The organism is Aerococcus sp. 150760013-2 (assembly GCF_053627715.1).
This window is the reverse complement of the sequence record NZ_JBSEYI010000015.1, coordinates 1-21,480: the sequence shown is the minus strand read 5'-3', so window position 1 is coordinate 21,480 and position 21,480 is coordinate 1. Positions and strand designations below refer to the sequence as shown.

23 protein-coding genes and 2 other annotated features are annotated in these 21,480 nt (G+C 40.1%); of the genes, 3 read left to right on the top strand and 20 right to left on the bottom strand.

All coding sequences use genetic code 11. The features are described 5' to 3' along the window. Positions 1–114 precede the first annotated feature (114 nt). Positions 115–630: a tRNA (uridine(34)/cytosine(34)/5-carboxymethylaminomethyluridine(34)-2'-O)-methyltransferase TrmL gene (gene trmL, locus ACUW85_RS08465; RefSeq protein WP_182023576.1), complete on the bottom strand. Its 516-nt coding sequence runs from the start codon at positions 628–630 to the stop codon at positions 115–117. Positions 631–863: 233 nt separating this feature from the next. Here trmL and ACUW85_RS08460 point away from each other — a divergent pair, with 233 nt between their 5' ends. Then, positions 864–1,976 carry a YkvI family membrane protein gene (locus ACUW85_RS08460; protein WP_182023577.1) on the top strand — a complete coding sequence of 371 codons (1,113 nt, stop codon included), beginning with the start codon at positions 864–866 and terminating at the stop codon, positions 1,974–1,976. A gap of 77 nt (positions 1,977–2,053) precedes the next feature. Next, a complete protein-coding gene (gene ald / locus ACUW85_RS08455) occupies positions 2,054–3,166 on the top strand; it encodes an alanine dehydrogenase (protein ID WP_182023578.1) in 1,113 nt (370 codons plus the stop codon). A gap of 363 nt (positions 3,167–3,529) precedes the next feature. Here ald and ACUW85_RS08450 read toward each other — a convergent pair whose 3' ends face one another. The 13 genes from ACUW85_RS08450 to ACUW85_RS08390 form a co-directional block, all read right to left on the bottom strand. Then, positions 3,530–4,273, bottom strand: coding sequence for an amino acid ABC transporter ATP-binding protein (locus ACUW85_RS08450; protein ID WP_182023579.1), 744 nt, complete (start codon positions 4,271–4,273; stop codon positions 3,530–3,532). Beyond that, on the bottom strand, positions 4,270–4,983 hold the full coding sequence (locus ACUW85_RS08445) for an ABC transporter permease subunit (RefSeq protein ID WP_059349118.1): 714 nt from the start codon (positions 4,981–4,983) through the stop codon (positions 4,270–4,272). Before ACUW85_RS08445 ends, ACUW85_RS08450 begins: the two co-directional genes overlap by 4 nt. 18 nt (positions 4,984–5,001) lie before the next feature. After that, positions 5,002–5,832, bottom strand: coding sequence for a transporter substrate-binding domain-containing protein (locus ACUW85_RS08440; protein WP_059349119.1), 831 nt, complete (start codon positions 5,830–5,832; stop codon positions 5,002–5,004). A 24-nt stretch (positions 5,833–5,856) separates the two neighbouring features. Continuing rightward, positions 5,857–6,696, bottom strand: a complete 840-nt coding sequence (locus ACUW85_RS08435; protein ID WP_182023580.1) for a transporter substrate-binding domain-containing protein — start codon at positions 6,694–6,696, stop codon at positions 5,857–5,859. Between the two features lie 25 nt (positions 6,697–6,721). Next, a complete protein-coding gene (locus ACUW85_RS08430) occupies positions 6,722–7,552 on the bottom strand; it encodes a transporter substrate-binding domain-containing protein (protein ID WP_154836962.1) in 831 nt (276 codons plus the stop codon). Next, positions 7,552–8,331, bottom strand: a complete 780-nt coding sequence (locus ACUW85_RS08425; protein WP_026465481.1) for an amino acid ABC transporter permease — start codon at positions 8,329–8,331, stop codon at positions 7,552–7,554. Before ACUW85_RS08425 ends, ACUW85_RS08430 begins: the two co-directional genes overlap by 1 nt. Positions 8,332–8,414: 83 nt before the next feature. Next, positions 8,415–8,975, bottom strand: coding sequence for a GNAT family N-acetyltransferase (locus ACUW85_RS08420; protein ID WP_048728991.1), 561 nt, complete (start codon positions 8,973–8,975; stop codon positions 8,415–8,417). Then, complete coding sequence (locus ACUW85_RS08415) at positions 8,957–9,523, bottom strand: NAD(P)H-dependent oxidoreductase (protein WP_048729004.1); 567 nt, start codon at positions 9,521–9,523, stop codon at positions 8,957–8,959. The genes ACUW85_RS08420 and ACUW85_RS08415 overlap by 19 nt, the downstream gene beginning before the upstream one ends. 101 nt (positions 9,524–9,624) lie before the next feature. Then, positions 9,625–9,862, bottom strand: a binding site (T-box leader). Between the two features lie 649 nt (positions 9,863–10,511). Further along, positions 10,512–11,363 carry a MetQ/NlpA family ABC transporter substrate-binding protein gene (locus ACUW85_RS08410; RefSeq protein ID WP_016897782.1) on the bottom strand — a complete coding sequence of 284 codons (852 nt, stop codon included), beginning with the start codon at positions 11,361–11,363 and terminating at the stop codon, positions 10,512–10,514. A gap of 111 nt (positions 11,364–11,474) precedes the next feature. Continuing rightward, a complete protein-coding gene (locus tag ACUW85_RS08405; RefSeq protein WP_048728993.1) occupies positions 11,475–12,158 on the bottom strand; it encodes a methionine ABC transporter permease in 684 nt (227 codons plus the stop codon). Continuing rightward, the gene (locus tag ACUW85_RS08400; protein WP_182023581.1) at positions 12,151–12,897 is read right to left on the bottom strand and encodes a methionine ABC transporter ATP-binding protein; all 747 of its coding nucleotides are present in this window, start codon (positions 12,895–12,897) and stop codon (positions 12,151–12,153) included. Before ACUW85_RS08400 ends, ACUW85_RS08405 begins: the two co-directional genes overlap by 8 nt. 227 nt (positions 12,898–13,124) lie before the next feature. After that, a complete protein-coding gene (locus tag ACUW85_RS08395) occupies positions 13,125–14,510 on the bottom strand; it encodes a L,D-transpeptidase family protein (protein ID WP_182023582.1) in 1,386 nt (461 codons plus the stop codon). 202 nt (positions 14,511–14,712) lie between these two features. Continuing rightward, entirely contained in the window at positions 14,713–15,036 is a 324-nt protein-coding gene (locus tag ACUW85_RS08390; RefSeq protein ID WP_182023583.1) for a hypothetical protein, read from the bottom strand. A gap of 431 nt (positions 15,037–15,467) precedes the next feature. Here ACUW85_RS08390 and ACUW85_RS08385 point away from each other — a divergent pair, with 431 nt between their 5' ends. Continuing rightward, entirely contained in the window at positions 15,468–16,496 is a 1,029-nt protein-coding gene (locus ACUW85_RS08385; protein WP_048729001.1) for a 3-deoxy-7-phosphoheptulonate synthase, read from the top strand. 114 nt (positions 16,497–16,610) lie between these two features. Here ACUW85_RS08385 and ACUW85_RS08380 read toward each other — a convergent pair whose 3' ends face one another. From ACUW85_RS08380 to ACUW85_RS08355, 6 genes are all read right to left on the bottom strand, one after another. After that, positions 16,611–17,447: a MetQ/NlpA family ABC transporter substrate-binding protein gene (locus ACUW85_RS08380; protein ID WP_182023584.1), complete on the bottom strand. Its 837-nt coding sequence runs from the start codon at positions 17,445–17,447 to the stop codon at positions 16,611–16,613. Between the two features lie 77 nt (positions 17,448–17,524). After that, positions 17,525–17,775, bottom strand: a binding site (T-box leader). Positions 17,776–18,015: 240 nt separating this feature from the next. Then, complete coding sequence (locus ACUW85_RS08375; protein WP_182023585.1) at positions 18,016–19,029, bottom strand: LLM class flavin-dependent oxidoreductase; 1,014 nt, start codon at positions 19,027–19,029, stop codon at positions 18,016–18,018. Between the two features lie 84 nt (positions 19,030–19,113). Then, entirely contained in the window at positions 19,114–19,683 is a 570-nt protein-coding gene (locus tag ACUW85_RS08370) for a chromate transporter (protein ID WP_149256134.1), read from the bottom strand. After that, complete coding sequence (locus ACUW85_RS08365) at positions 19,680–20,267, bottom strand: chromate transporter (RefSeq protein ID WP_182023586.1); 588 nt, start codon at positions 20,265–20,267, stop codon at positions 19,680–19,682. Before ACUW85_RS08365 ends, ACUW85_RS08370 begins: the two co-directional genes overlap by 4 nt. A 139-nt stretch (positions 20,268–20,406) precedes the next feature. Then, entirely contained in the window at positions 20,407–20,814 is a 408-nt protein-coding gene (locus tag ACUW85_RS08360) for a hypothetical protein (protein WP_048727180.1), read from the bottom strand. Positions 20,815–20,827: 13 nt separating this feature from the next. Further along, entirely contained in the window at positions 20,828–21,265 is a 438-nt protein-coding gene (locus ACUW85_RS08355) for a LytTR family DNA-binding domain-containing protein (protein ID WP_048727177.1), read from the bottom strand. Between the last annotated feature and the right edge of the window lie 215 nt (positions 21,266–21,480).

Here is a 21,480-nt window from a genome sequence, read left to right as displayed (position 1 = left end):
TTTTAAGGTAATGATAGAGAAGACATAAAACCAAAGACCGTCAAATTTCTTGACAACTTATGATACAAAAAAAGCGTGATTAGGATTTATTTGTCCTAACCATGCTTAGTTGGATTAATCTAATTTGTCATTTTCATAATGGTGGGTCAACTCTAACTTATTAAAAGATTGTTGACGTTGTACTTCATAAATCACCAAGGCCGCACAATTCGATAAGTTCAATGAACGAACATGGGTATCATCCATTGGAATACGAATGCATTTGTCTTCATGCGCACGCATAAACGCTTCAGGCAATCCTGTTGTTTCTTTTCCAAACATCAAGAAGATATCTTGGTCTTGATCATTATTACCGTAATCAATATCTGAGTACACATGGTTAGCAAATTTTGTTACTAAATATAATTGCTTGTCCCCTAGATATGCCATGAAGGCGTCTAGATTCGCATGGTAAGTAATATCTACAGCATTCCAATAGTCCAACCCAGCACGTTTTAAATGCTTGTCATCTGTTTTAAACCCTAAAGGCTCAATCAAATGTAGGTGGGTATCAGTCGCTGCACAAGTACGGGCAATATTTCCTGTATTTGCTGGAATTTCTGGTTCAAATAATACAATATGGTTAGTCATTATGTCGCTTCTTTCTATATAAATACTGTTTTCATCACGTATATGAAACCAAATGGCTTCTTTCGCCCATTAATTATATCATATTTGAAAGTTATTCGGTCCCTTCTAATGATTGCCTTCATTGCCTTTTTATCTACACCGGTCCTAAATTTTGTTATGATACTCTTTAGGAAAAAAGAAAGATCATCGCCGTTAGATGCAATTACATCTAAAACGTTTTGAAAGGATTGACTATGAAAGACAATAAAAAACACACTAGCACGACCAATTGGGGGCTAGTCTTTGTGATGGCTGGCGCCATGACTGCGACTCTAATCGGTTCAGGTTTTGCGACCGGCCAAGAAATTATGCAATACTTTGTAGCCCACGAATGGACAGGTATTTTAGGAGTCATCGTCACCTTCCTAACAGTAGGCTTTACAAGCGATGCCTTCTTTAAAGCAGGTTTAGCCAGCAAAGAAAACCTTGATAGTCCAAATGACGTCTTCAAAGTATTTGCCGGTGATAAAATCGGTGGCTTGTATAAATACATCGCCTTAATCACCCTATTTTTAACCTATGCCGTAATGGTTGCTGGCGCAGGTGCCACCATCCAACAACAATTTGGTGTCCCCGTATATATAGGATCTGGTTTCATGTATATCGCTTCCGCCCTAACCGTGATGTTGGGTATGGACAAAATCACCAGGATTTTAGGAAATATTGGCCCGACGATTGCCGGTTTTGCCATTGTTTTAGGTTTACTCAGTTTATCCACTAATAACGGTGACCTTGATCAAGCTTCTGTTATGGTCCAAAATGCTGTAGCTTCAGGCACTATTCAAGCTGCCTCTGGAAATTGGTTGGTGTCCGCTTTAAACTATGTGGGCTTGATCATTATGTTAAACGCTGGTTTTATTGCCCAAATTGGTATTCAAGCCAATAACCAGACAGAAACGAAGGTAGCAGCTCTTTTCTCATCTGGGATCTATGCCCTGGGAATTTTCATCCTATACATGGCTTTTATGAGGGCATTCTCACTGATTGCGGGTGTACAAGTACCGACTTTAACCATCGCTAACCAACTTCATCCTTGGCTTGGCTATGCCTTCATCGTGATCATCCTATTGGCGATTTACTCGACGGTTGTGTCCATGTTGTGGAATGTGGCAGCATCCGTAACGTCTGATGGCACAATAAGTAATAAGTTAGCGACGGCCGTTTTAGGTTTCATCGCGACGGCAATCGGCTTATTTCTACCTTTTGACCAACTTGTTAATATCGTCTATGTGGTGGCGGGTTATTTCGGGATTATCTTCTTATTGCTGATGATTTGGCGGGCTTTAACTAGACTATTGGCCAAATAATAGGTGAATTTGGTAATTGTTTTTTTCGTGGTATAATGTTCTTGATACAAACATTAAATAGAAAGAAGGATGTTTACATGCAGATTGGTATACCAAGAGAGATTAAGGCGCAAGAGGACCGCGTTGGTTTAACGCCTGGTAATGTACGAACTTTGGTCAATAATGGTCACGATGTATTGGTTGAAGCGGGTGCTGGTGACGGCGCGGGCTTTACAGACGACGAATATGCTGCAGCTGGTGCGCGCATTGAAGATCAACCAGCTACAATTTGGGCCAGCGAGATGGTTATCAAAGTCAAAGAACCGCTAGCGTCTGAATACGACTACTTCCACGAAGGCTTGATTCTGTTTGCCTACTTCCATTTAGCGCCAGAACTTGAACTAACTGACGCCCTGTTAGACCATAAAGTGACGGCTATCGCATACGAAACCATGGTGGAAAACGGCAGCCTGCCCCTACTAACACCTATGTCTGAAGTTGCTGGACGAATGGCAATCCAAATTGGTGCTCACTACCTAGAAAAACAAAACGGCGGTTCTGGGATCTTACTTTCAGGTGTACCAGGTGTTGCATCGGGTCACATCGTTGTCATTGGTGGTGGTACCGTTGGTTACAACGCAGCCAAAGTAGCTGTTGGCATGGGCGCTCGCGTAACGATTTTAGACGTCAATACTGGTCGCCTTGCCCAACTAGAAGACATCTTAAATGGCAAAGTTACTACCTTAATGTCCAACGAAGAAAATATCCGTCAAGTCCTCAAAGACGCGGATGTTGTCGTTGGGTCTGTATTAGTCACTGGTCGTCGTGCGCCGGTACTCGTGTCCGAAGAAATGGTTCAGACGATGAAAGCTGGATCAGTATTGGTGGATATCGCCGTTGACCAAGGTGGTAACTTTGAAACCACCCACCCAACAACCCACCAGAACCCAGTCTATGTAAAACATGGGGTAACCCACTACACAGTAGCCAATATCCCGGGTGCAGTACCACGTACCTCAACATTGGCCTTAACAAACGCCACAATGAAATTTGCCAACCAAATCATTAACCAAGGTGTAGAGGCAGCTGCCAAGAACAGCGAAACTATTCTAACAGGCATCAACACCTACCAAGGTCACCTGACCCACGAAGGCGTAGCCGAATCACAAAACCTTGACTACACACCAATCCAAGACCTACTAAACAAATAAATTAAAGCTGTTATCAGCAACAAAAAACCGCCATTTCTTAAAAGAATAGCGGTTTTTTTGTTATCGATAAATTTGATTAAGCTTGCAAATTCTATTAACACTTCTTGTAAGATAGATATGTATCACAAAACGCTTTTGACCATTATTAAACAGTTAGGCAAGATATCAGCATCACACCTGTGACATAGCGTTGAAAGCAATCTTACGTTTCAGATGTTCATTTTTAAAATTGCCCCTGCTTATTCAAGACGGAACATAGTCGTTGAACACAAAGAACTAGCACAATCAATTGCAAATACTTCTATATAAAAGGAAGATATTTTTAGCATGCACATTAGACATTACAACCTGTTTATCAAAAGTCTAACGTGCAAATACAGCAGTTCTTTTCAGGAAGTTTTGCGTTCTTTCTTCTTGAGTGTGATCAAATACTTCTTCAGGTGTCCCTTGTTCAACAATGACGCCATTTTCCATAAAGATGACTCTATCCGCAACTTCATAAGCAAATTGCATTTCATGGGTCACAATGACTAAAGTAGACCCGCTTTGGGCTACATCTTTAATGACTTCCAGGGTTTCCCCTACTAATTCTGGGTCTAAGGCCGATGTTGGTTCATCAAATAGAATAACTTCTGGGTTCAGGGCTAAAGCACGCGCTATCCCCACCCGTTGTTGTTGCCCACCTGAAAGTTCATGTGGATAGTGGTCCTCTTTCCCTTCCAAGCCAACCTTAGCTAAGAGGTCACGCCCTTTTTCTGTCGCTTCTTTCTTAGGCACTTTACGAGCAATCACTAAACCTTCAATGACATTTTCTAAAGCCGTCCGGTTTGAAAATAGTGCATATTGTTGGAAAACCATAGCCGTTTTCTTACGAATATCTAGAATTTCTTTCTTAGAAACTTTTTCGAAGTCTACTTGTTGGTCACCAATTTTCAGATGTCCTTTATCCGCACGCTCTAAAAAGTTTAGGCAACGTAGGAAGGTGGTCTTCCCTGAACCAGATGGGCCAATAATTACGACCACCTCACCTTGGTTAATGGTTAAATCGATCCCTTTAAGGATTTCATTTTGATCAAATTTTTTGTGGATGTTTTCAACTTGTATCATAGGGCACTTCCTTTCACAAATTTTCTAGTGTAGTTGCGTTCAAATAATTGCGATACTTGTTCCACTGTAATCGACAGCGCCCAATAAATAATAGCTGCTGCGATATAAGATTCTAGGAAGGTATAGCTTGTTGTCGCTGTAATTAAAGCCCCATTCAAGACATCGACCACTGATACCAAGGATACTAGTGAAGACGCCTTGATTAAGACAATTAATTGGCTACAAATCATGGGTAATGCGATGGGGATCATTTGTGGGAAAATGACCCGGGCAATGGTTTGAAATTGGGTTAAACCAATGGATGCCGCTGCATCCCATTGGTCTTTTGGAATCGCAGATAAGGCACCTCGGAAAATCTCCGAAAGGGAAATGGTTGCCGTGAAACTAAGGACAAAAATGCCAATGTATTCACGGTTGATATCTGAAAAACGTATCGGCAAGCTTAAGCTAGTGGCTACTTGATCGAACAAGTCTGAGAAAAGTAGGTAAGCAACCATTAAACTTAGAACAACTGGTACCCCTTTTCCAATGGTAATTAAACCCGCGAGAAATTTGCTTAAGACAGGCACTTGGAAGAAACGTGCCAGTGCGATGAGTAGGCCAAAGATCATCCCGATGAATAAGGGAATGAAGGCCAAGCGTAAGGTGACTGGGATAAATGGAACGGCCGCTTTAAAGGCTTCTGCTATTGCTGTAAAATCGATGGGCATTGTGGCGCCCTCCTTTCTTTATTCGGTGTAGTCAGCGCCAAGGATTTCGATTGAAAGATCTGATAAGGTCCCTTCTTCTCGTAATTCTTTGATAGCCCCGTCTACGGCTGTTTGTAATTCTTCATCACCTTGTTGGAAGACGTAGTAGATACCAGCAGTTTTTAGGGCTTCATCTGAGGCTTGTAGGTTGATATCGAATTGTTCGTTGTATTTATCAACGTCAAATTTTGTCAAAATGGCTGCGTCTGCTGTTCCGTTTTGTAGACCAGAGACCAATAATTCACCATTCACTTCACTGTAGACAATTTCTATGGCATCGTCATTTTCAGCGTTATAGGTCTCTAAAATATTGGCTACCTCGCTAGCTGGGGATGCAAATACCTTTTTGCCTTTAAGGTCATCTAAAGATTGGTAAACTTGACCGGTAGATTCATCGGCTACGATATGGTGGGCGTAATTGTTGTAGGCTTCTTCCCCGTATAGGTACTTGGCCCCGCGCTCGTCGTTATAAGCGTAGTTGTGGGCTGCAAGTTGGACCTTGTCGGCTGAAAGTGAGGTTAGGATATTTTTGAAGTCCATAGATTCATATTCAAAGTCGTATTGGTCTAACTTTTCGTCCACTGCCCGCAAGACTTCAATATCATAACCTTGTAAGTCTTCATTTTCATCTAGGTAAACAAAGGGTTGGTAAGCATTTCCTGTTCCAACAATAATGGTTTCTGCATCTGGATTAGCTGTGGCTTCTTCATCAGTTGCTTCAGCTGATCCGCAAGCTGCTAGTAAAAAGGCTGAGGCAATACCCGTAAATATAAACTGTTTTTTGAATCTTGCTTGTATCATTTTCTTCATATTCTAAATCCCACTTTCTCACTTTTATTGTGTATAATCATCGCCTAAATATTCGATGGATAATTCTGCTAAAGTTCCTTCATCAATCAACTCTTGGACAGCGCCATCAACGGCTTGCTGTAATTCTTCATCGCCTTTTCTATATAAGAAATTGGCTTTTGAACCACTAACTGGTTCTTCTGAGATGGCCAAGTTGGCATCGAATTGTTCGTTGTATTTGTTACCGTCATATTCTTTTAGGATTCCTGCATCAGCCGTACCATTTTGTAGGCTGGAGATAAAGATTTCACTACCACCTTCGTTATAGACGATGTTGATTTGTTCATCTTTTCCGTGTTCGCTATTGTATTCTTCAACGACATGGGCTTCATTAGCCCCTGGTGAGGCGATCACATTTTTCCCTTGTAGGTCGTCTAAGCTGTTGTATTCGCCCTCACCTTCAATCGAAATAATATGTAAGGTGATATTGTTATAGCCAACTTCACCAAAGAGGTATTTTTCCGCTCGTTCATCATTGTATTGGTATTGGTGGGCCGCTAAATCAACTTTCCCAGCTTGTAGGGAAGTCAAGATATTCTTGAAGTCTGACGACTCGTATTCAAAGTTATATTTGTCTAATTTTTCATCGACGGCCTTCAACACGGCCACGTCATAACCATCTAATTCGCCATTTTCATCTAAGTAAACAAAGGGTTGGTAGGCATTCCCAGTCCCAACAACAATCGTTTCTGCATCCGGATTGGCCGCCGATTCTTGGTCGTCTTCTGAAGCATCCGCATTCCCGCAAGCCCCAAGTAATAAGGCTGAGGCAATACCCGTTAACACAAACCATTTTTTAATTTTATTGCCAAAAATTTTCTGCATATTGTGCTGTCCACCTTTTCCATTTCTATTGGGTGTAATCGTCACCTAAGTATTCAACCGATAATTCTGCCAAAGTCCCGTCATCAATCAACTCTTGTAAGGCACCGTCAACAGCCTCTTTCAGCTCTTCATCAGCCTTGTCATACAAGAAGTAGGTTTTTGATACCGAAATCGGTTCAGAGGCAATTTCTAAGTTGGCGTCGAATTGTTCATTGTATTTGTTGGTGTCGTATTTAGTTAAGATTCCTGCATCAGCGGTCCCGTTTTGTAAACCTGAAACAAAGATTTCATTGGCACCTTCGTTATAAATAATGGAGATTTGTTCGTCTGCATTTTCATGTTCACTGTTATATTTTTCCAATAAGTAAGCCACGTTAGATCCCGGTGAAGCGAATACTTTCTTCCCTTGTAGGTCATCTAAAGTTGCATATTGCTCGTCACCTGCAATGTTGACAATATAGAGAGTATAGTCGGTATAGCCCACTTCCCCGTACAGGTATTTCTCCGCTCGTTCATCATTGTATTCATATTGGTGAGCCGCTAAATCAATCTTCCCAGCTGACAATGAGGTCAAGATATTCTTGAAATCAGAAGACTCATATTCAAAATTGTAGTCGTCTAATTTTTCGTCAATCGCTTCAAGGACAGCCACATCATATCCTGTTAATTCGCCATTTTCATCTAAGTAAACAAATGGTTGGTAGGCATTCCCTGTCCCAACGACAACTGTCTCTGCATCTGGATTCGACGATGCTACTTCTTCATCCGTCGCTTCAGCTGACCCGCAAGCTGCAAGGACTGCTGTTGCTGCAAAAGTTAATAATCCCCATCGTATAAAAGCTGGTTTCTTCTTCATTAGTAGGTCTCCCCTTTTCCACTTTTAAGTGTATATGTATTAAATAGTTCATCATTTTTAATTAAAATCTCTGGATCAAGTCCAGCTTGTGCCACTTCTGTTTTCGCTTTCGATTGGAATTGGAATCGTTTGGTTAACCAAGCAAATACCCGCTCCAAGACGATAGATAAGACGATGAAGATGATGGCTGCCACGAAATACCCTTCAAGCGACCGATACGTTAAGGCTGCTAGGGCCCGTACCTTCCCAATCACATCGATAACTCCTAGTGAGAAGGCCAGTGACGTGTCTTGTAATAGGCTAACGATCATGGTTCCTGTAGCAGGAATGGCGATTCGTACTGCTTGTGGCAAAATGATTCGACGGTAGGTTTGCAGTTTGGTCAAGCCAACAGAGGCTGCCGCTTCCTTTTGGTCGGTTGCGACACTTGAAATCGCTGACCGGAAGATTTCTGAGAAAAAGGCCGCCGTACTCAAACCGTATGTAATGTAAACATAGTCAATCTTTTCAATATTGGCTAAAGCCGTAAAGACAATCGGTAGCCCGTAATAAATTAAGAACAATTGCACTAGAATTGGCGTACCTCTGATGAAAGACACGAACACCTGACTAATTTGTGACAAGACTGGCACTTTTTCAATTCTCACAAAAGCAATGGCCAAGCCGAGTACCATTCCGACTGCAGTGGCAACTGCCACAATGGCTAGTGTCGTAGGGAGTGCGGATAATATTTTTGGGAAAAAGGATACAACATATTCCCATTTAAAAAATTCTGACATGAGTTTTTTCCTCCTATTTGTTGGAACTGTTAAGTCGGCTATTCAGCCATCACTATCATTTCATTCACTAAAATTTCAAATCATTAAATAGTCAAATCTTGGTACTCATAATAAGGTGCTTCAACCCGAAGGACGCTTTCATCAAACCGTTCGGGAATCAAGACCTTATACAAGGAAACCCCGATATCATTTGGATCTTCTCTTGTGCCTAAGACTTGGTAGCCATTTCTCAAATACATATCCAGTAACCATGGATGTCTCTTACCAGAAGTTCCTAAGACATAGGCTGGTGCTTTTAAGGTTTTCACCAAGAATTCCTCTTCCACTTGTTTCAGGAATTTCTTCCCAATCCCTTGTCCCTTAAATTCGTTCGCAGTCGCAAACCACCACAAGAAAGGATAATGTGAAATGGGGCTATTATTTTCCCAGGGTTGTCGAATCGTGATGGTTGAAATTAACTGGTCATCCCGCTCTAAGACTAAGGCAATCCCCGTTTCAATATTTTCTGTGACCGATTCTAACGTAGCGTTTGTTGACGGCCAATCAATACCTAAATCCTTCACCTCTTGGAATGACTCTTGAATAAGAGCTAAATATGCTGGTGCGTCCTCTTTAGTAGCAATTCTTATACGATCTTTTCCCATCTTGCTTCCTCCTTAATAACCTCATGGCCGATACGGCTGGTAAATCTATAAAGTTGTTCATCTATTCGATTGGTTACACTGTCTTCGATAATAAAATCTCTACCATCTTTCACAACTTGATCTTGCGTCGCAAAGGTTGACTGTAACAATTCTTCTGTACCCAGTTCTTTCAAGACAGGCTCCAAAGCATATTGCAGGGCCAACAAGTGGTGTTTTGATCCACCTAATCCCAAGCCATAAACCACCTTGTCCTGCAGCGCCTTTGGCGGCAATACATCAAGATATGCCTTTAAAATCCCTGAGTAGCTTCCTTGAAAGATTGGCGTAAATACCAAAACCCCATCTGAATTCAATAACTGTTGGTTGACCGCTTGAAGCGTCTTATCCGTATAGTCCGCCGTCATCAAAGCTTCAGCTGGTAACATATGGACTTGAATCACCTGCGTTTGAATCTTATATTCGAATAACACCTGCTGGGCATAGGCCACCAGACCATTCAGTCGTGAAGATAATGAATTTGCGCCTACAATTAAAGTTACTTTTGTCATATCCTTCCCTCTTTCTTTGGTGATTGCTTTCATTGATTTCATACATCTAGACATTTTTTGAAAAATAAAAATCCCTCCCTAATAAACAACCCTGTCTATTAAGAAGGGGCGATTGGTTAACGATCGCGGTGCCACCCTTATTCAAATTGCCCTCGCGAGCAATCTCTTATCCAGTAAATACCTTACATACTGAAAGAAATAACGGTCCCACCCGTCTAACCAGCTTTCACTGACTAGATGCTCAGAGCTCATTTTCATTACCGGTAAACATCTGATTTCACCAAATCCAGACTCGCTGTCGATTACCTGCATAACTACTCTACTCATCAAAGCAATTGGTTATAAAAATGATTTGCAACTTTTGCTTGCAGTAAATTTAACAAATCTCATGCATCTGCATCAATATTACTGCCTAGGAAAAACAATCAATGAATTCACTTTCGTCTGATCGCCTTTTTTTGAAAAAAGGACAAAATCCTTTATCCCTCTTAGGTTTTCATCTGATTATCATCTTCTTTTAATCGTTAACCGCTATCATCACTGATATAGAAGTGGCAAAAATAGCGATCAAAAAAGGGTACACAAAATACAATAATTGTATTCCATGTACCTTTTAAGCACATCTTATTCATTAAAAAACACCCTAATATCAGTATTTGTCAGACTTTTGACAAAAAACTTGAAAACTTTTCCGGTTATCATTTGACCTGAATAAGCGATCAATAGTAAGCACCTATCAAAAATGACCTAAAAAAAGACATGACCAATTGATGATCACGCCTATATTACAAAATATTTGTTTCTCATAATTGAAGAATGCCTTGAACAATAATATGTAACGTGACATTAATAGCTTTTACTTATTAAGTTAGCCTATTAATCTCTACTAGAAAGAGTTTCAGACGGAGCTTACCTAGCATGCCCACTGCTTTTTAAGGCGATGATAGATAAAGTATAAGCCGAAATCTTACTTAATTACTGGTTCAAATTATTGTTCTGATGGATTTTCGAAGACTGGTTCTAAGTGACCACTTGCAGCTAGTTCTTCTAAATAGTCATAGACTTCTTGTGAGGTAAAGGCTGCTTTCAATGCTTGTATTTTTTCTGAATCTGCATTGCCTTCACGAGTTACGATTTGTAAGGCGAAACGGTTAGAATCATCTTCTTCAAGGAATAACGCCTCTTCTGGTGTTAAACCAATTTCTGAAATATAAGTTGGATAGTTAAAGACTAAGTCCACACCATCTTGATACGAAGCATTTAAATTCAACAAGTCGACATGGGTAAAGTTTAGGTTTTTGTCATTTTCCGTAATATCATCAACTGTTACAAAAGTTTCATCCGGTACGTCAATCAAACCTTGAGCGTCTAAAATATGTAAAGCACGCGCTTCATTGGTCATATCACTTGGAATAGCCACTTCTGCGCCATCTTCAATATCCTCAATACTTTCATATTCTGGTGCATAGAAACCAACGACAGCATTGTAAATCGGTTGAATAGCTACTAAGTCACCGTTACGTTCTTCATTGAAAACTTCCATGAACGGCTCATGTTGGGCAAATGAGGCATCTGCTTCATCATTTAGCACCGCTTCGTTGTATTGAATATTATCGGACACTTCTACCAATTCAATTGTGTAGGGTTCTTCCACCACTTCAGCAGCCAATTCCACGATATCAGTCATTGGTGTCGTATGAGACGCCACTTTGATTACTGTATCTTCACTTGAAGCTGCTGATTCAGTCGCCGTTGACTCAGCGCTTTCACTCCCGTTCCCACATGCCGCAAGCAACAAACCTGCTGATAATACCCCTGTAAACAATAAACCTTTCTTCATACATCTTACCTCCAAATTTTTTTTGTAAAAAGATTACCGTATTTTAAGCTGGCGCCAACTTAAGGAAAATAAAGCTATTTTCCAATGAGTTGTGCCTCAACAACCACTAACTTAACGGTGGTCGACTTTCTTAGCTAGTTTAAGTCCTAACCACTGACAAACTTGTACGATCACAATAATCAAAACGATAGCCGTGTACATCATGTCGGTTTCATAGCGCTGGTAGCCATAGCGAATGGCGAAGTCACCAATACCCCCTCCGCCGACAACCCCCATAATGGTCGAATAGGAAATGAAGGACACAAATGCCGTCGTATAGCCAATAATTAAGGACGATTTGGCTTCAACGAAGAGGAACTTGGTCACCAATTGCCAAGTGTTGGCCCCTAAAGCCTCGGCCGTTTCAAGAACACCGCGGTCAACGTCCAGTAAAGACTGTTCAACAAAGCGGGCATATAGTGCGATGGCAATCACCATCATTGGAAAGGATGCCGCCACTGGGTCCCCTGTCGCTCGGCCGTAAGTCGCTCGAATCAGAGGTTGCATAGAGACAACCAATAGTAAGAATGGGAATGACCGGATAATGTTGATGATAAAGGATAAGACCTGATAGACCAGCTTATTTTCTCTTGGATTGTCCTCATCGGTTAAGAATAAAATCGTTCCCAAAGGTAGGCCTAAAATAATTGCTGCCACCATAGCAAAGCTCATCATAATCCCTGTTTCACCAAGACTTTCAATGATATCGGGTAGAAATTCGATCAACCGTTGACCATATTCTTGTAGGTTATTCATTACCTTCAAGCACCTCCAATACATGGTCAGCGTAAGACTGGTTTCCGTCTGAAACAGCCTGGATACCTGGCTTGACTGTTACCACTTGACTGACTTGTCCATTTTCTAAAATGGCAGCCCGTTGGCATAATGCCTTAATGACTTCAAGTTCGTGGGTCACCACAATCATGGTCATAGGATAGGCTTTATGGGCAGCTTTTAATACTTTCACAATCTCGCCAGTAGTTCGGGTATCCAAGGCTGATGTCGGTTCATCGGCCAACAAGATTTTAGGGCGGGTAATTAAGGATCGGCCAATCCCCACTCGTTGTTTTTGACCACCTGATAATTGACTTGGGTAGTGGTCTTTTTTATCTGCTAAACCCACAAAAGCCAAGACCTCATCCACGGTTAAAGGATCATCGTACTTGTGCAAACTTAAGGGTAAGGCAACATTTTCGGCTACTGTTTTATTGTTTAATAGGTTGAATTGTTGAAAGACCATACTGATGTCTTTTCGAAATGCCCGCAAGTCTTTCCCAGATAAGTCATTGACTAGGTCATCGTCTACTAGAACTTGTCCAGAGCTGGGCTTTTCTAGGGCATTGATAAACCGCAACAAAGTCGATTTACCAGCCCCACTTTCACCAACTAAGCCAAATATTTCTCGATATTGAATATTTAAGCTTACTTGGTTTAACGCTTGTATGCGGTTACTACCATTGATAAATTCTTTGGCCACTTGCTTAAATTCTATCATGTATCTCGTCACCTTCTTCTATATCATGTGTACCATATTAACAGCATTTTATATTGATGTCTAGCCTATTTTACTGTTACAATTTAACGAGCACTCTGTTATATAACTATTCATACAGATAGCAAAAAAGGCCGAGAAACTAAGTCCTCGACCACTAAAAATGCATATGCTAGTTTTCAATTCATTTATCCTAGTCTAAGAAAGGTTACCTTTTTCCAAAAAAGGTTTTAGAACACAATTACTGGTAATCCTACATAAGCTAATTCATATACTTTAGCCATTGTTTGTGGTGGTGTATTAATACAACCTAAAGACCCATTTTGTTGGTAGGCGTCGCCACCAAAGCTTGATTGCCAGTTGGCGTCATGGATTCCTTGGCCCGTAAAGTCAAAGGCCATCCAGTAGTCTACGGGTACCGCATAATCTTTTTCTGTTCTTGGGTTATACCCCTTCAATACTGATGGATTCTCCATATTCCAAATCTCATAGGCACCTGGAACTGTGTCAGTACCGGTATTTCCGCTCACGATATCAGTGGCAATCTTTTGTTCGCCATCAATATAAACGAACATCTTTTGCTTGCTTAAGTCCACTTCAATATAAGAAGTACCGAAGAAGTCATCTTGGTTATAACCGCCACCCCAAATATTTGGCTGAATCACTGTATCTTCACCCGCAAGGACTGCTTCCGCAACCAATTGCGTCGTCATTTCGCGCTCGATGTACCAACCGTAAATACCTGGTGTAATCGTCACTTCACCTGATTCAGTAGATTGGAATTGGTGGTCTTGGTTCAACCCAGCATTTTCCACATTCCACTCGTATAAGTATTGGTCGATCCCCTCTTTATCCACTTGGACTTTTCCTTTATCATTCGTACTTACCCATGCCGCTAGCGTTTCGCTTGGAATATTCACAACTTCATCTTCAATTTGTAGGCCGATACTTGCTGATAAGATACCCTCCAATTCAGATTTAGCCATTTGAATAGCCTCTGAATCGCTAGTCACTTCTGGTTTCACGTAAGCATCCGCTAAATCTAGCTCACTTGTTCCTGCTTTCATCTCTGCCAGAACGGCATCCGCCAATGAATCTGACGTAACTTGGTTACCCTGTGTTTCAGGCACCACTTCTACCGTCTTTGTTTCATCATTAATGACTACTTGTGCACTTGTTGATGGTGTTGCGCCTTCTTGATCAATGTCTAACTGGTCAAAGTAAGACTTGAATGCCTCACGGTCAACCGTCCACTCATTACTTTCGTTGGCATCCACAGATTTTAAAGCATTGCTGACAAATTCAACTGGCCATGTGAAGGTTGATTGTTGATTTAGCATGTCATCAAAAGCTTTATTTTCTGCTGGTTGAAAGCCAGCTTCTTGTAAATTCATGACAACCACTTCTTGACCTTGGTCAGTAATTTTCATGGTACGTTCATTGTTGGCCTTGGCCACTGCAGCTTCCGCGTCAGACTTTGTCATCCCACTGACATTTACATTAGAAACAGTCGTTGCCGGTAAGAAATGTGATTGATAATAATACACACCTACACCGTAGCCTACTATTAATAATGCTAAAACTGCCCCCAATACCCACATCGAAACTTTCTTCATTCAATTATCTCCCTTCCCAATTGACTCTACTAAAGCTTTAACCTATTGTACCTTATTTCTTGTAATATTTCTGTAATATTTATTCAATTTATCGTATTTTTAAAAATAATCCCCGATTGACAAGCCCCACATTGGTCAAATAGCCACCCCTTTGACTATAAAAAAACTAGTCAATCACTCAGTCAGCTTATTTCTTGCTTTTCTATTTACGACCGAATAATAGGTCTACTAAGACTGTGCCCAAATAGCCCACAACCAGCGTTGTCACAATAAAGTAGATGCTAGCCAAGGAAGCCGCCTTGGTATCTGTAGACCACATATCTTCTTTAAAAATAAAGAAAGTAATGACACCCACAAGTAGGAATACCACAACCTTCAATAGGATACTTTTGACACTAACCTTTAAATTATTGTCGTCTAATTCATCGTAGTTGTTCCCTTGTAAGCCACTGATTTCAATTTTATAGACATTTCGAAACGAATGGTCGTCCTTAGTCCCTTTGCGGTTTACATCATGTTTGTTCATCGTTTTCCTCCCTAAACTTGCCCTACTTTACAGCCTTTATACACTGAGTCTTGTGCGATTGACTGCATTATATAACTTTAATAGAAAGAAAGTCCAATTTACTTCGAACCTGTCTTCTAGATGATTGCCTAGAAAACACCCGCATTTCTTACACTAACGTCAATTAAAAAATTTCTTTGACACACCTAGTATCTTATTTAAGACATTGAATAGCGTTTGGCCATGGCGCATTAAGTATATTTTTGTTGTCATAGTCTCTTGTCCCCCGTTCAAAATGTCGTATGTCATGATAATAGTAGATTAGGAATGCGTTTTCAATTATTTTACTAAAGGGATGACTGCAGAATTCACAAGAAATGTTGATAAACAATGCTATTTGGTTACAAATTTGTTAGAATATACTTAGAGCTATGATTACAGGAGGGTAAATGATGAGCTTTAAACCAATAAGTGAAACTGTTGATTTTGATGTGATCAAGTCACATGCAAAGTTAACTGATGAAGAGAATGCAATTAAAGAAGCGCGCGATAAAGAATTACGTGCAATTATGTCTGGTGAGGACGACCGTTTCTTATTAATTATCGGACCATGTTCCGCTGATAACGAGGAAGCAGTAGTTGAATATGCACACCGTTTAGCCAAATTACAAGAAGAAGTGAAAGATAAAGTCTTTATTGTACAACGTGTTTATACCAACAAACCACGTACAAATGGTGACGGTTATAAAGGCATGTTACACCAACAAGATCCAACTGGTGAAACAAGCTTAATCCGCGGTATGAAAGCTGTTCGTAACATGCACCGTCGTGTCATCACTGAAACAGGCATGACAACTGCAGACGAAATGTTATACCCAGATAACTTACAATTTGTAGAAGACTTAGTATCTTATCACGCTGTAGGTGCCCGTTCTGTTGAAAACCAACAACACCGTTTCGTTGCTTCTGGTTTAGACTGCCCTGTTGGTTTAAAAAACCCGACATCAGGTAACCTCACTGTGACCTTTAACGCCCTACATGCGGCGCAAAAACCACAAGAGTTAATGTATTCAGGTCAAGAAGTATTAACAAGTGGTAACCCTTATGCCCACGTTATCCTACGTGGTGGTACCCTTGAAAACAAAGAAGTAGTGCCAAACTACCACTACGAAGACCTAATCAAAACCATCAACAACTATAAAAAAGAAGACTACCGTAACCCATTTGTTGTGATCGATACAAACCATGATAATTCAGGTAAAAACTACTTGGATCAAATCCGAATAGTTCAAGAAGTCTTACAAAACCGTCAATGGAACGAAGACATTAAAGCTTACGTTCGCGGTTTCATGATCGAATCATACTTACAAGATGGCCGTCAAGAGCCAGGTGGCGACGTATTTGGTCAATCAATCACTGACCCATGCTTAGGCTGGGAAAAATCAGAAGAATTAGTACGTTACATTGCAGAAAATGTTTAAAATCATAAAATAACAAAAAAACGAGCTCATGAATTTTTTAATTCAAGTAGCTCGTTTTTTTATTAAATTCGTAAACTGATGAATACTTCTATTAACCTGAGATAAGATCAGATATTATTCAACTGGTGCAAAACCATAGTCATCCCAAGCGGGTACTTGACCACCGTGATATACCTCGTCAATTAAAGTTGCCGTTTCTTCTGTTTGGTATATTTCTACAATTTGTTTAAATGTTTCATTATCAGCTTCATCTGTTCTAGCTGCAATTACATTAATATATTGTTGAGCTGATTCAGAATTTGGCTCTAAGAATAAGGCATCCTCTTGAGGATAGTAACCTGCGTCCACTGCATAACCACCATTAATCACTGAGAAGTCGACATCGTTTATTGTACGGGCAGTTTGCGCTGCATCCACTTCTTGAATATCCAAATTATAAGGATTTTCGGTAATATCATCAACAGTTGGTGTAAATGATGCAGACGCTTCTTCATCAAGTGTGATAAAACCAGCCTCTTGTAATAAGTTTAAAGCACGACCACCATTCGTTACATCATTTGGGATGGCCACTGATTGTCCTTCACCAATTTCTTCAATTGATTCATGTTTTTCAGAATAAATCCCTAGAGGTGTAATGATTGTATTACCGATTGGAGTGAAATCATTACCCGACGCTTCCTCATAGTTATTCATGAAGATGATTGTTTGGAAAGAGTTTAAGTCAACTGACCCGTCCGCTAAGGCATCATTTGGTGTGTTGTAATCATTAAATTTTACCAACTCAATATCGATGTCATGTTCTTCTTTCGCACGTTCAGCCACGTTATCCCAAACGGTTGTGTCATCTCCAACAACCCCGATTTGTACCGTGTTATCTTCTGTACTACCACATGCAGCCAACAATAATGACGATCCTAAAGTAAACCCAACTAATTTAACAAATTTTTTCATATTTATTTCCCCTTTTCATTTTCCCAGTCTTTTCAATAAAAAAGCCCTTAGTCCAAACAGCTAAACTAGCTATCTCGACTAAGGACGCATTTCACGTGGTACCACCTTACTTTAGAAAGATATTCTTTCCCTCACTCCTACGCCATATTCAAAATACAGGATAGGATTAGCGGATAACGGCGCCACACGAGCTCATCTTATGACCAAAATGGTCACTCGAATCACTTCAACCTCAAGGACCATTTTCAATACTTACCAATAGTTTCTTTCACCAAACGAAACCTCTCTAAAATTGATGCCTATTTACTTATCCCGTCTTCGGTAATGTCTAACTAAATAATAGCTAAATTGCTATAACCTGTCAACGGCGGAGAGATTTGGGATTTATATCAATAATAATCGGTGAAAACTATCAAAATTATCCTATTTTCTGAATAGGCTCACTACGTAAATAGAAAGCTTAGCTCAATTGCAACCTTTCTAAACAAATGGCTTATATTTTCATCCATAAAAAAGGGAACCATCCGCAAACAGTTCCCCCATAATATATCGCTATCACTTAACCAAATTAAATTTTATCAAACATCTCCGCTAAATAACGGTAAGATTGTAGCCGTTTCTCTTCATCAAAAATCGGCGCATAAACTAAAATTTCGTCTATACCAAGCGTTTCAATTTCATCATCCAGAATGGCTTTCACCGTTTCTTTAGACCCCTTGATAATAAATCGTTTAGCTAAGTAGTCCTCTAACAAGCCTTGGGCCCCAGCACCTAAACTGTAGTCTTTAGCCTCTTCAGGACTCATATTCGGCAAGAGTTGTCCAGTCCGAATCCCCATTTGCATCAATTCAATGGGTTTAGCTAAATAATCTGCTTCCTCATCTGTTTCGCCCACAATGATCATATAAGACACCATGACTTTCGGTTTTTGGAAAAATGCACTCGGCTCAAACCGGTCCCGATATAATTTAAAAACATCCGGGTCCGTTTCAATCCCAAAGAATTTAGCAAAGGCATAACCCAAGCCCATTTGTGCCGTCACCAAGGCTGACTGACCTGAAGACCCTAGCATCCAAGGTTCAGTCAGGTGCTTCAAGTTTTGTGGCATAGCCCGGACCTTACCATAAAAATCTGGTGCTTGTTTATCCGCCAAATAATCTAGAATGACTTGGATTTTATCATACATGTCTGTAAAGGTTTGTGGCCGCCCTTCAGCTAGTGCCTTAATCTCATCAGGTCCTGAACCCGGTGCCCGTCCTAGCCCAATATCAATCCGCCCTGGTGCTAAAGCCGTCAGCAACTTGAAGTTTTCTGCAATCTTCAACGGTGAATAATGCATAATCATAGTACCGCCCGTACCCAAATGAATGCGGTCTGTTTTAGCTGCCGCATAAGCGACCAACATCTCCGGTGACACCGACGCCAAGCTTGGCATATTATGATGTTCCGCAAACCAATACCGGTTATAATTCATTTTCTCAATCTCTTGGACAAATCGCATGGTACGTTCAACCGCACCCTCAGCCGATTCCCCTTTATTTATCGTCACTAAATCGTGCACGCCTAATTCCACAAAAAACATCCTCTCTATTCTTATGCTCCCTACTATTATAGCCGGTGCATCTTGAACTAGAAAGAAATACGACTTGACTAATTCTGACTTTAATTAAAAAACTAATCCTTGTGCTAAATAAACCACCACATTCAAGACCCCAGCCAATAGCATGATCACCACCGGGTCCCACTTGGTTTTAAATAATAAAATTAAACATATAGCAAAAATGGCAATCGCAACGATGTTGATGGTTTGTACCCCCACCACTTTGTCGCCCCAAAAGCTCGTCACTAGAATAGACATTCCTGCCGTCGCAATCATAGCCACCACCGCTGGACGAAGAGCTTTTAGCACATACTGCAATGAATCCAAATTCCGGTATTTCATGTAAACATAGGCCAAAATGGTTACCAAAATAATCGATGGTAAGACCGATCCAAGCGTCGCCACAATCCCACCTGGGACACCCGCAATCTGATTGCCCACAAAAGTCGCCGAATTTATAGCAATCGGACCTGGCGTCATTTGGGAAATGGTAATCAAGTCGGTAAACTCTTGCTGGGTGAGCCATTGGTGGTTGGTTACAATTTCATCCTGGATTAAAGGTAAGGCTGCATATCCGCCCCCAAAGCTAAAAGCACCCACCTTTAAAAAAGAAAGAAACAGTTGTAGATAGATCATGCCTTTTTCCCTCCTTTAAAATGGTCAAACAAGAATTTACCCAAACCTAAAACTGCAGCCGTTAAAATAATCAAGACCACATTGATGTCGAAGATATAATTGGCCGCAAAAGCCAGGAACATGGCCGTAATCAACCACGGATTCTTGGTATCAGTGACCTCTTTCCCCATTTGAAAGACTACCGCCACAATGACTGCAGCCACTCCTGCCTGCATCCCTTCTAGTAACAAGGAAATCCAGACATTAGACCGAAAAGCGTCATAGAAGAAAGAAATCAGGGTGACAATGGTAAACGGCGGGATAATCGTTCCAACTACAGCCGTTAAAACGCCCACCAAACCGGCTAACTTATAGCCAATTACAATCGCCCCATTAACCGCAATGGCACCAGGCGCCGACTGGGCAATCGCCACCAAATCAAGCATCTCATCCTTATCAATCCAGCCCAAATCATCCACAAAAGTTTTCCGCATCAAGGTGATAATCACATAACCCCCACCAAAAGTGAAAGCAGACAAAATAAGGGTCGATATAAATAATTGCCGTAAAATCGCTAACTTATTATCTGATTGTTTATTCTCCATAAGACTCCTTTCCAATAAAATCCGTATCCTATCAACAACTTCCATTATACAGAAATAGCCCTGAGAATTTAAAAATTAACCCCTTGATGTGGCATGCGTTTCATCCAAACTCATGCTTCATTATAGATAAATGCATTTGTTATTGCTTGTATCCAAGTTTACGATTTATTTCTGTAGCCAAGTATTCCATTCTATTTTTATGGATCTTATAAACTGAAAGATATATCAATAAGAAAACCATTATATTCCCAAGCAATGGTATAACATTTATCGGTTTGGGTGTGAAGATAACTTGGAGTAGGATTAATCCCCCTAGTTGAGCAGAACTGTTAGCAAGGTGATACTGGATAGCTGTTTTAAAATCGATAGTAGCCACTATATTGGCAATTATAGTCATTAATAAAACCAATACCGCCATTAGAATCAAATCCAAACTTGAAATATTTTTATTCTCGGTTCTAATAGCTGAGGAAATAGCACTTAGTAAAACTAGTACTGAGTAAATATAAGTCATATTAGCAAGATTATAATTAAAAAAGTTTTTCATTTGATGCTCTCCTTTATATGTTTAGATATGCTTTAATGTCCTTTGTATAATGACGATTGATCACTAATTTTTCTAAATTCAGTAATTTAGCTTCCAATTTGTAATTCGGCAGTACCGAAACACTTTTTAGATAATCCATATTTAAAAGTGTGTTTTTACTTATCCGCAAGAAACTAGTATTTAATAACCGTTCTTCAAAAAAATAGAGTTTCTCTTTACTTTCAAATACTAATTGGTCTGTGTATAAGAACGTGAGGTTATCCACACTTTCTATATAGCAAACATCTTTCATATTGATAAAATGCGTCTCACCTTGATACTTACCCGGTAAATCAATATTCTTCTCTTCTACTAGATTAATCAATTGCTGAAGTTTACGATCATATGTTTTATAAGTCACTTCTATCATCGCTTCTTCAATATTGGCATCTTCTTTCAGTAATAATCTCATTCATACCCTTCTTTCAATTTGTTATAACCCATTTTATGTTTGCTAAATCTTAAAATCAACACATCCTTAGCGAAGTGCATTGAATCAAATCTCAAATGCAAAAAAAGGTATAAAAAAAACGGTTCTTTTACAAATAGTGTTGGTAAATAATTTCAAATATCACGAATACGTTATTTAGTATTTATTAATATGTAAATAAGCTTCAAAGAGAAAAG

Bases quoted from the DNA above. Each gene is read 5' to 3' on its own strand.
- trmL (WP_182023576.1), bottom strand. From the start codon at position 630: ATGACTAACCATATTGTATTATTTGAACCAGAAATTCCAGCAAATACA.
- ACUW85_RS08460 (WP_182023577.1), top strand. From the start codon at position 864: ATGAAAGACAATAAAAAACACACTAGCACGACCAATTGGGGGCTAGTC.
- ald (WP_182023578.1), top strand. From the start codon at position 2,054: ATGCAGATTGGTATACCAAGAGAGATTAAGGCGCAAGAGGACCGCGTT.
- ACUW85_RS08450 (WP_182023579.1), bottom strand. From the start codon at position 4,273: ATGATACAAGTTGAAAACATCCACAAAAAATTTGATCAAAATGAAATC.
- ACUW85_RS08445 (WP_059349118.1), bottom strand. From the start codon at position 4,983: ATGCCCATCGATTTTACAGCAATAGCAGAAGCCTTTAAAGCGGCCGTT.
- ACUW85_RS08440 (WP_059349119.1), bottom strand. From the start codon at position 5,832: ATGAAGAAAATGATACAAGCAAGATTCAAAAAACAGTTTATATTTACG.
- ACUW85_RS08435 (WP_182023580.1), bottom strand. From the start codon at position 6,696: ATGCAGAAAATTTTTGGCAATAAAATTAAAAAATGGTTTGTGTTAACG.
- ACUW85_RS08430 (WP_154836962.1), bottom strand. From the start codon at position 7,552: ATGAAGAAGAAACCAGCTTTTATACGATGGGGATTATTAACTTTTGCA.
- ACUW85_RS08425 (WP_026465481.1), bottom strand. From the start codon at position 8,331: ATGTCAGAATTTTTTAAATGGGAATATGTTGTATCCTTTTTCCCAAAA.
- ACUW85_RS08420 (WP_048728991.1), bottom strand. From the start codon at position 8,975: ATGGGAAAAGATCGTATAAGAATTGCTACTAAAGAGGACGCACCAGCA.
- ACUW85_RS08415 (WP_048729004.1), bottom strand. From the start codon at position 9,523: ATGACAAAAGTAACTTTAATTGTAGGCGCAAATTCATTATCTTCACGA.
- ACUW85_RS08410 (WP_016897782.1), bottom strand. From the start codon at position 11,363: ATGAAGAAAGGTTTATTGTTTACAGGGGTATTATCAGCAGGTTTGTTG.
- ACUW85_RS08405 (WP_048728993.1), bottom strand. From the start codon at position 12,158: ATGAATAACCTACAAGAATATGGTCAACGGTTGATCGAATTTCTACCC.
- ACUW85_RS08400 (WP_182023581.1), bottom strand. From the start codon at position 12,897: ATGATAGAATTTAAGCAAGTGGCCAAAGAATTTATCAATGGTAGTAAC.
- ACUW85_RS08395 (WP_182023582.1), bottom strand. From the start codon at position 14,510: ATGAAGAAAGTTTCGATGTGGGTATTGGGGGCAGTTTTAGCATTATTA.
- ACUW85_RS08390 (WP_182023583.1), bottom strand. From the start codon at position 15,036: ATGAACAAACATGATGTAAACCGCAAAGGGACTAAGGACGACCATTCG.
- ACUW85_RS08385 (WP_048729001.1), top strand. From the start codon at position 15,468: ATGAGCTTTAAACCAATAAGTGAAACTGTTGATTTTGATGTGATCAAG.
- ACUW85_RS08380 (WP_182023584.1), bottom strand. From the start codon at position 17,447: ATGAAAAAATTTGTTAAATTAGTTGGGTTTACTTTAGGATCGTCATTA.
- ACUW85_RS08375 (WP_182023585.1), bottom strand. From the start codon at position 19,029: ATGTTTTTTGTGGAATTAGGCGTGCACGATTTAGTGACGATAAATAAA.
- ACUW85_RS08370 (WP_149256134.1), bottom strand. From the start codon at position 19,683: ATGATCTATCTACAACTGTTTCTTTCTTTTTTAAAGGTGGGTGCTTTT.
- ACUW85_RS08365 (WP_182023586.1), bottom strand. From the start codon at position 20,267: ATGGAGAATAAACAATCAGATAATAAGTTAGCGATTTTACGGCAATTA.
- ACUW85_RS08360 (WP_048727180.1), bottom strand. From the start codon at position 20,814: ATGAAAAACTTTTTTAATTATAATCTTGCTAATATGACTTATATTTAC.
- ACUW85_RS08355 (WP_048727177.1), bottom strand. From the start codon at position 21,265: ATGAGATTATTACTGAAAGAAGATGCCAATATTGAAGAAGCGATGATA.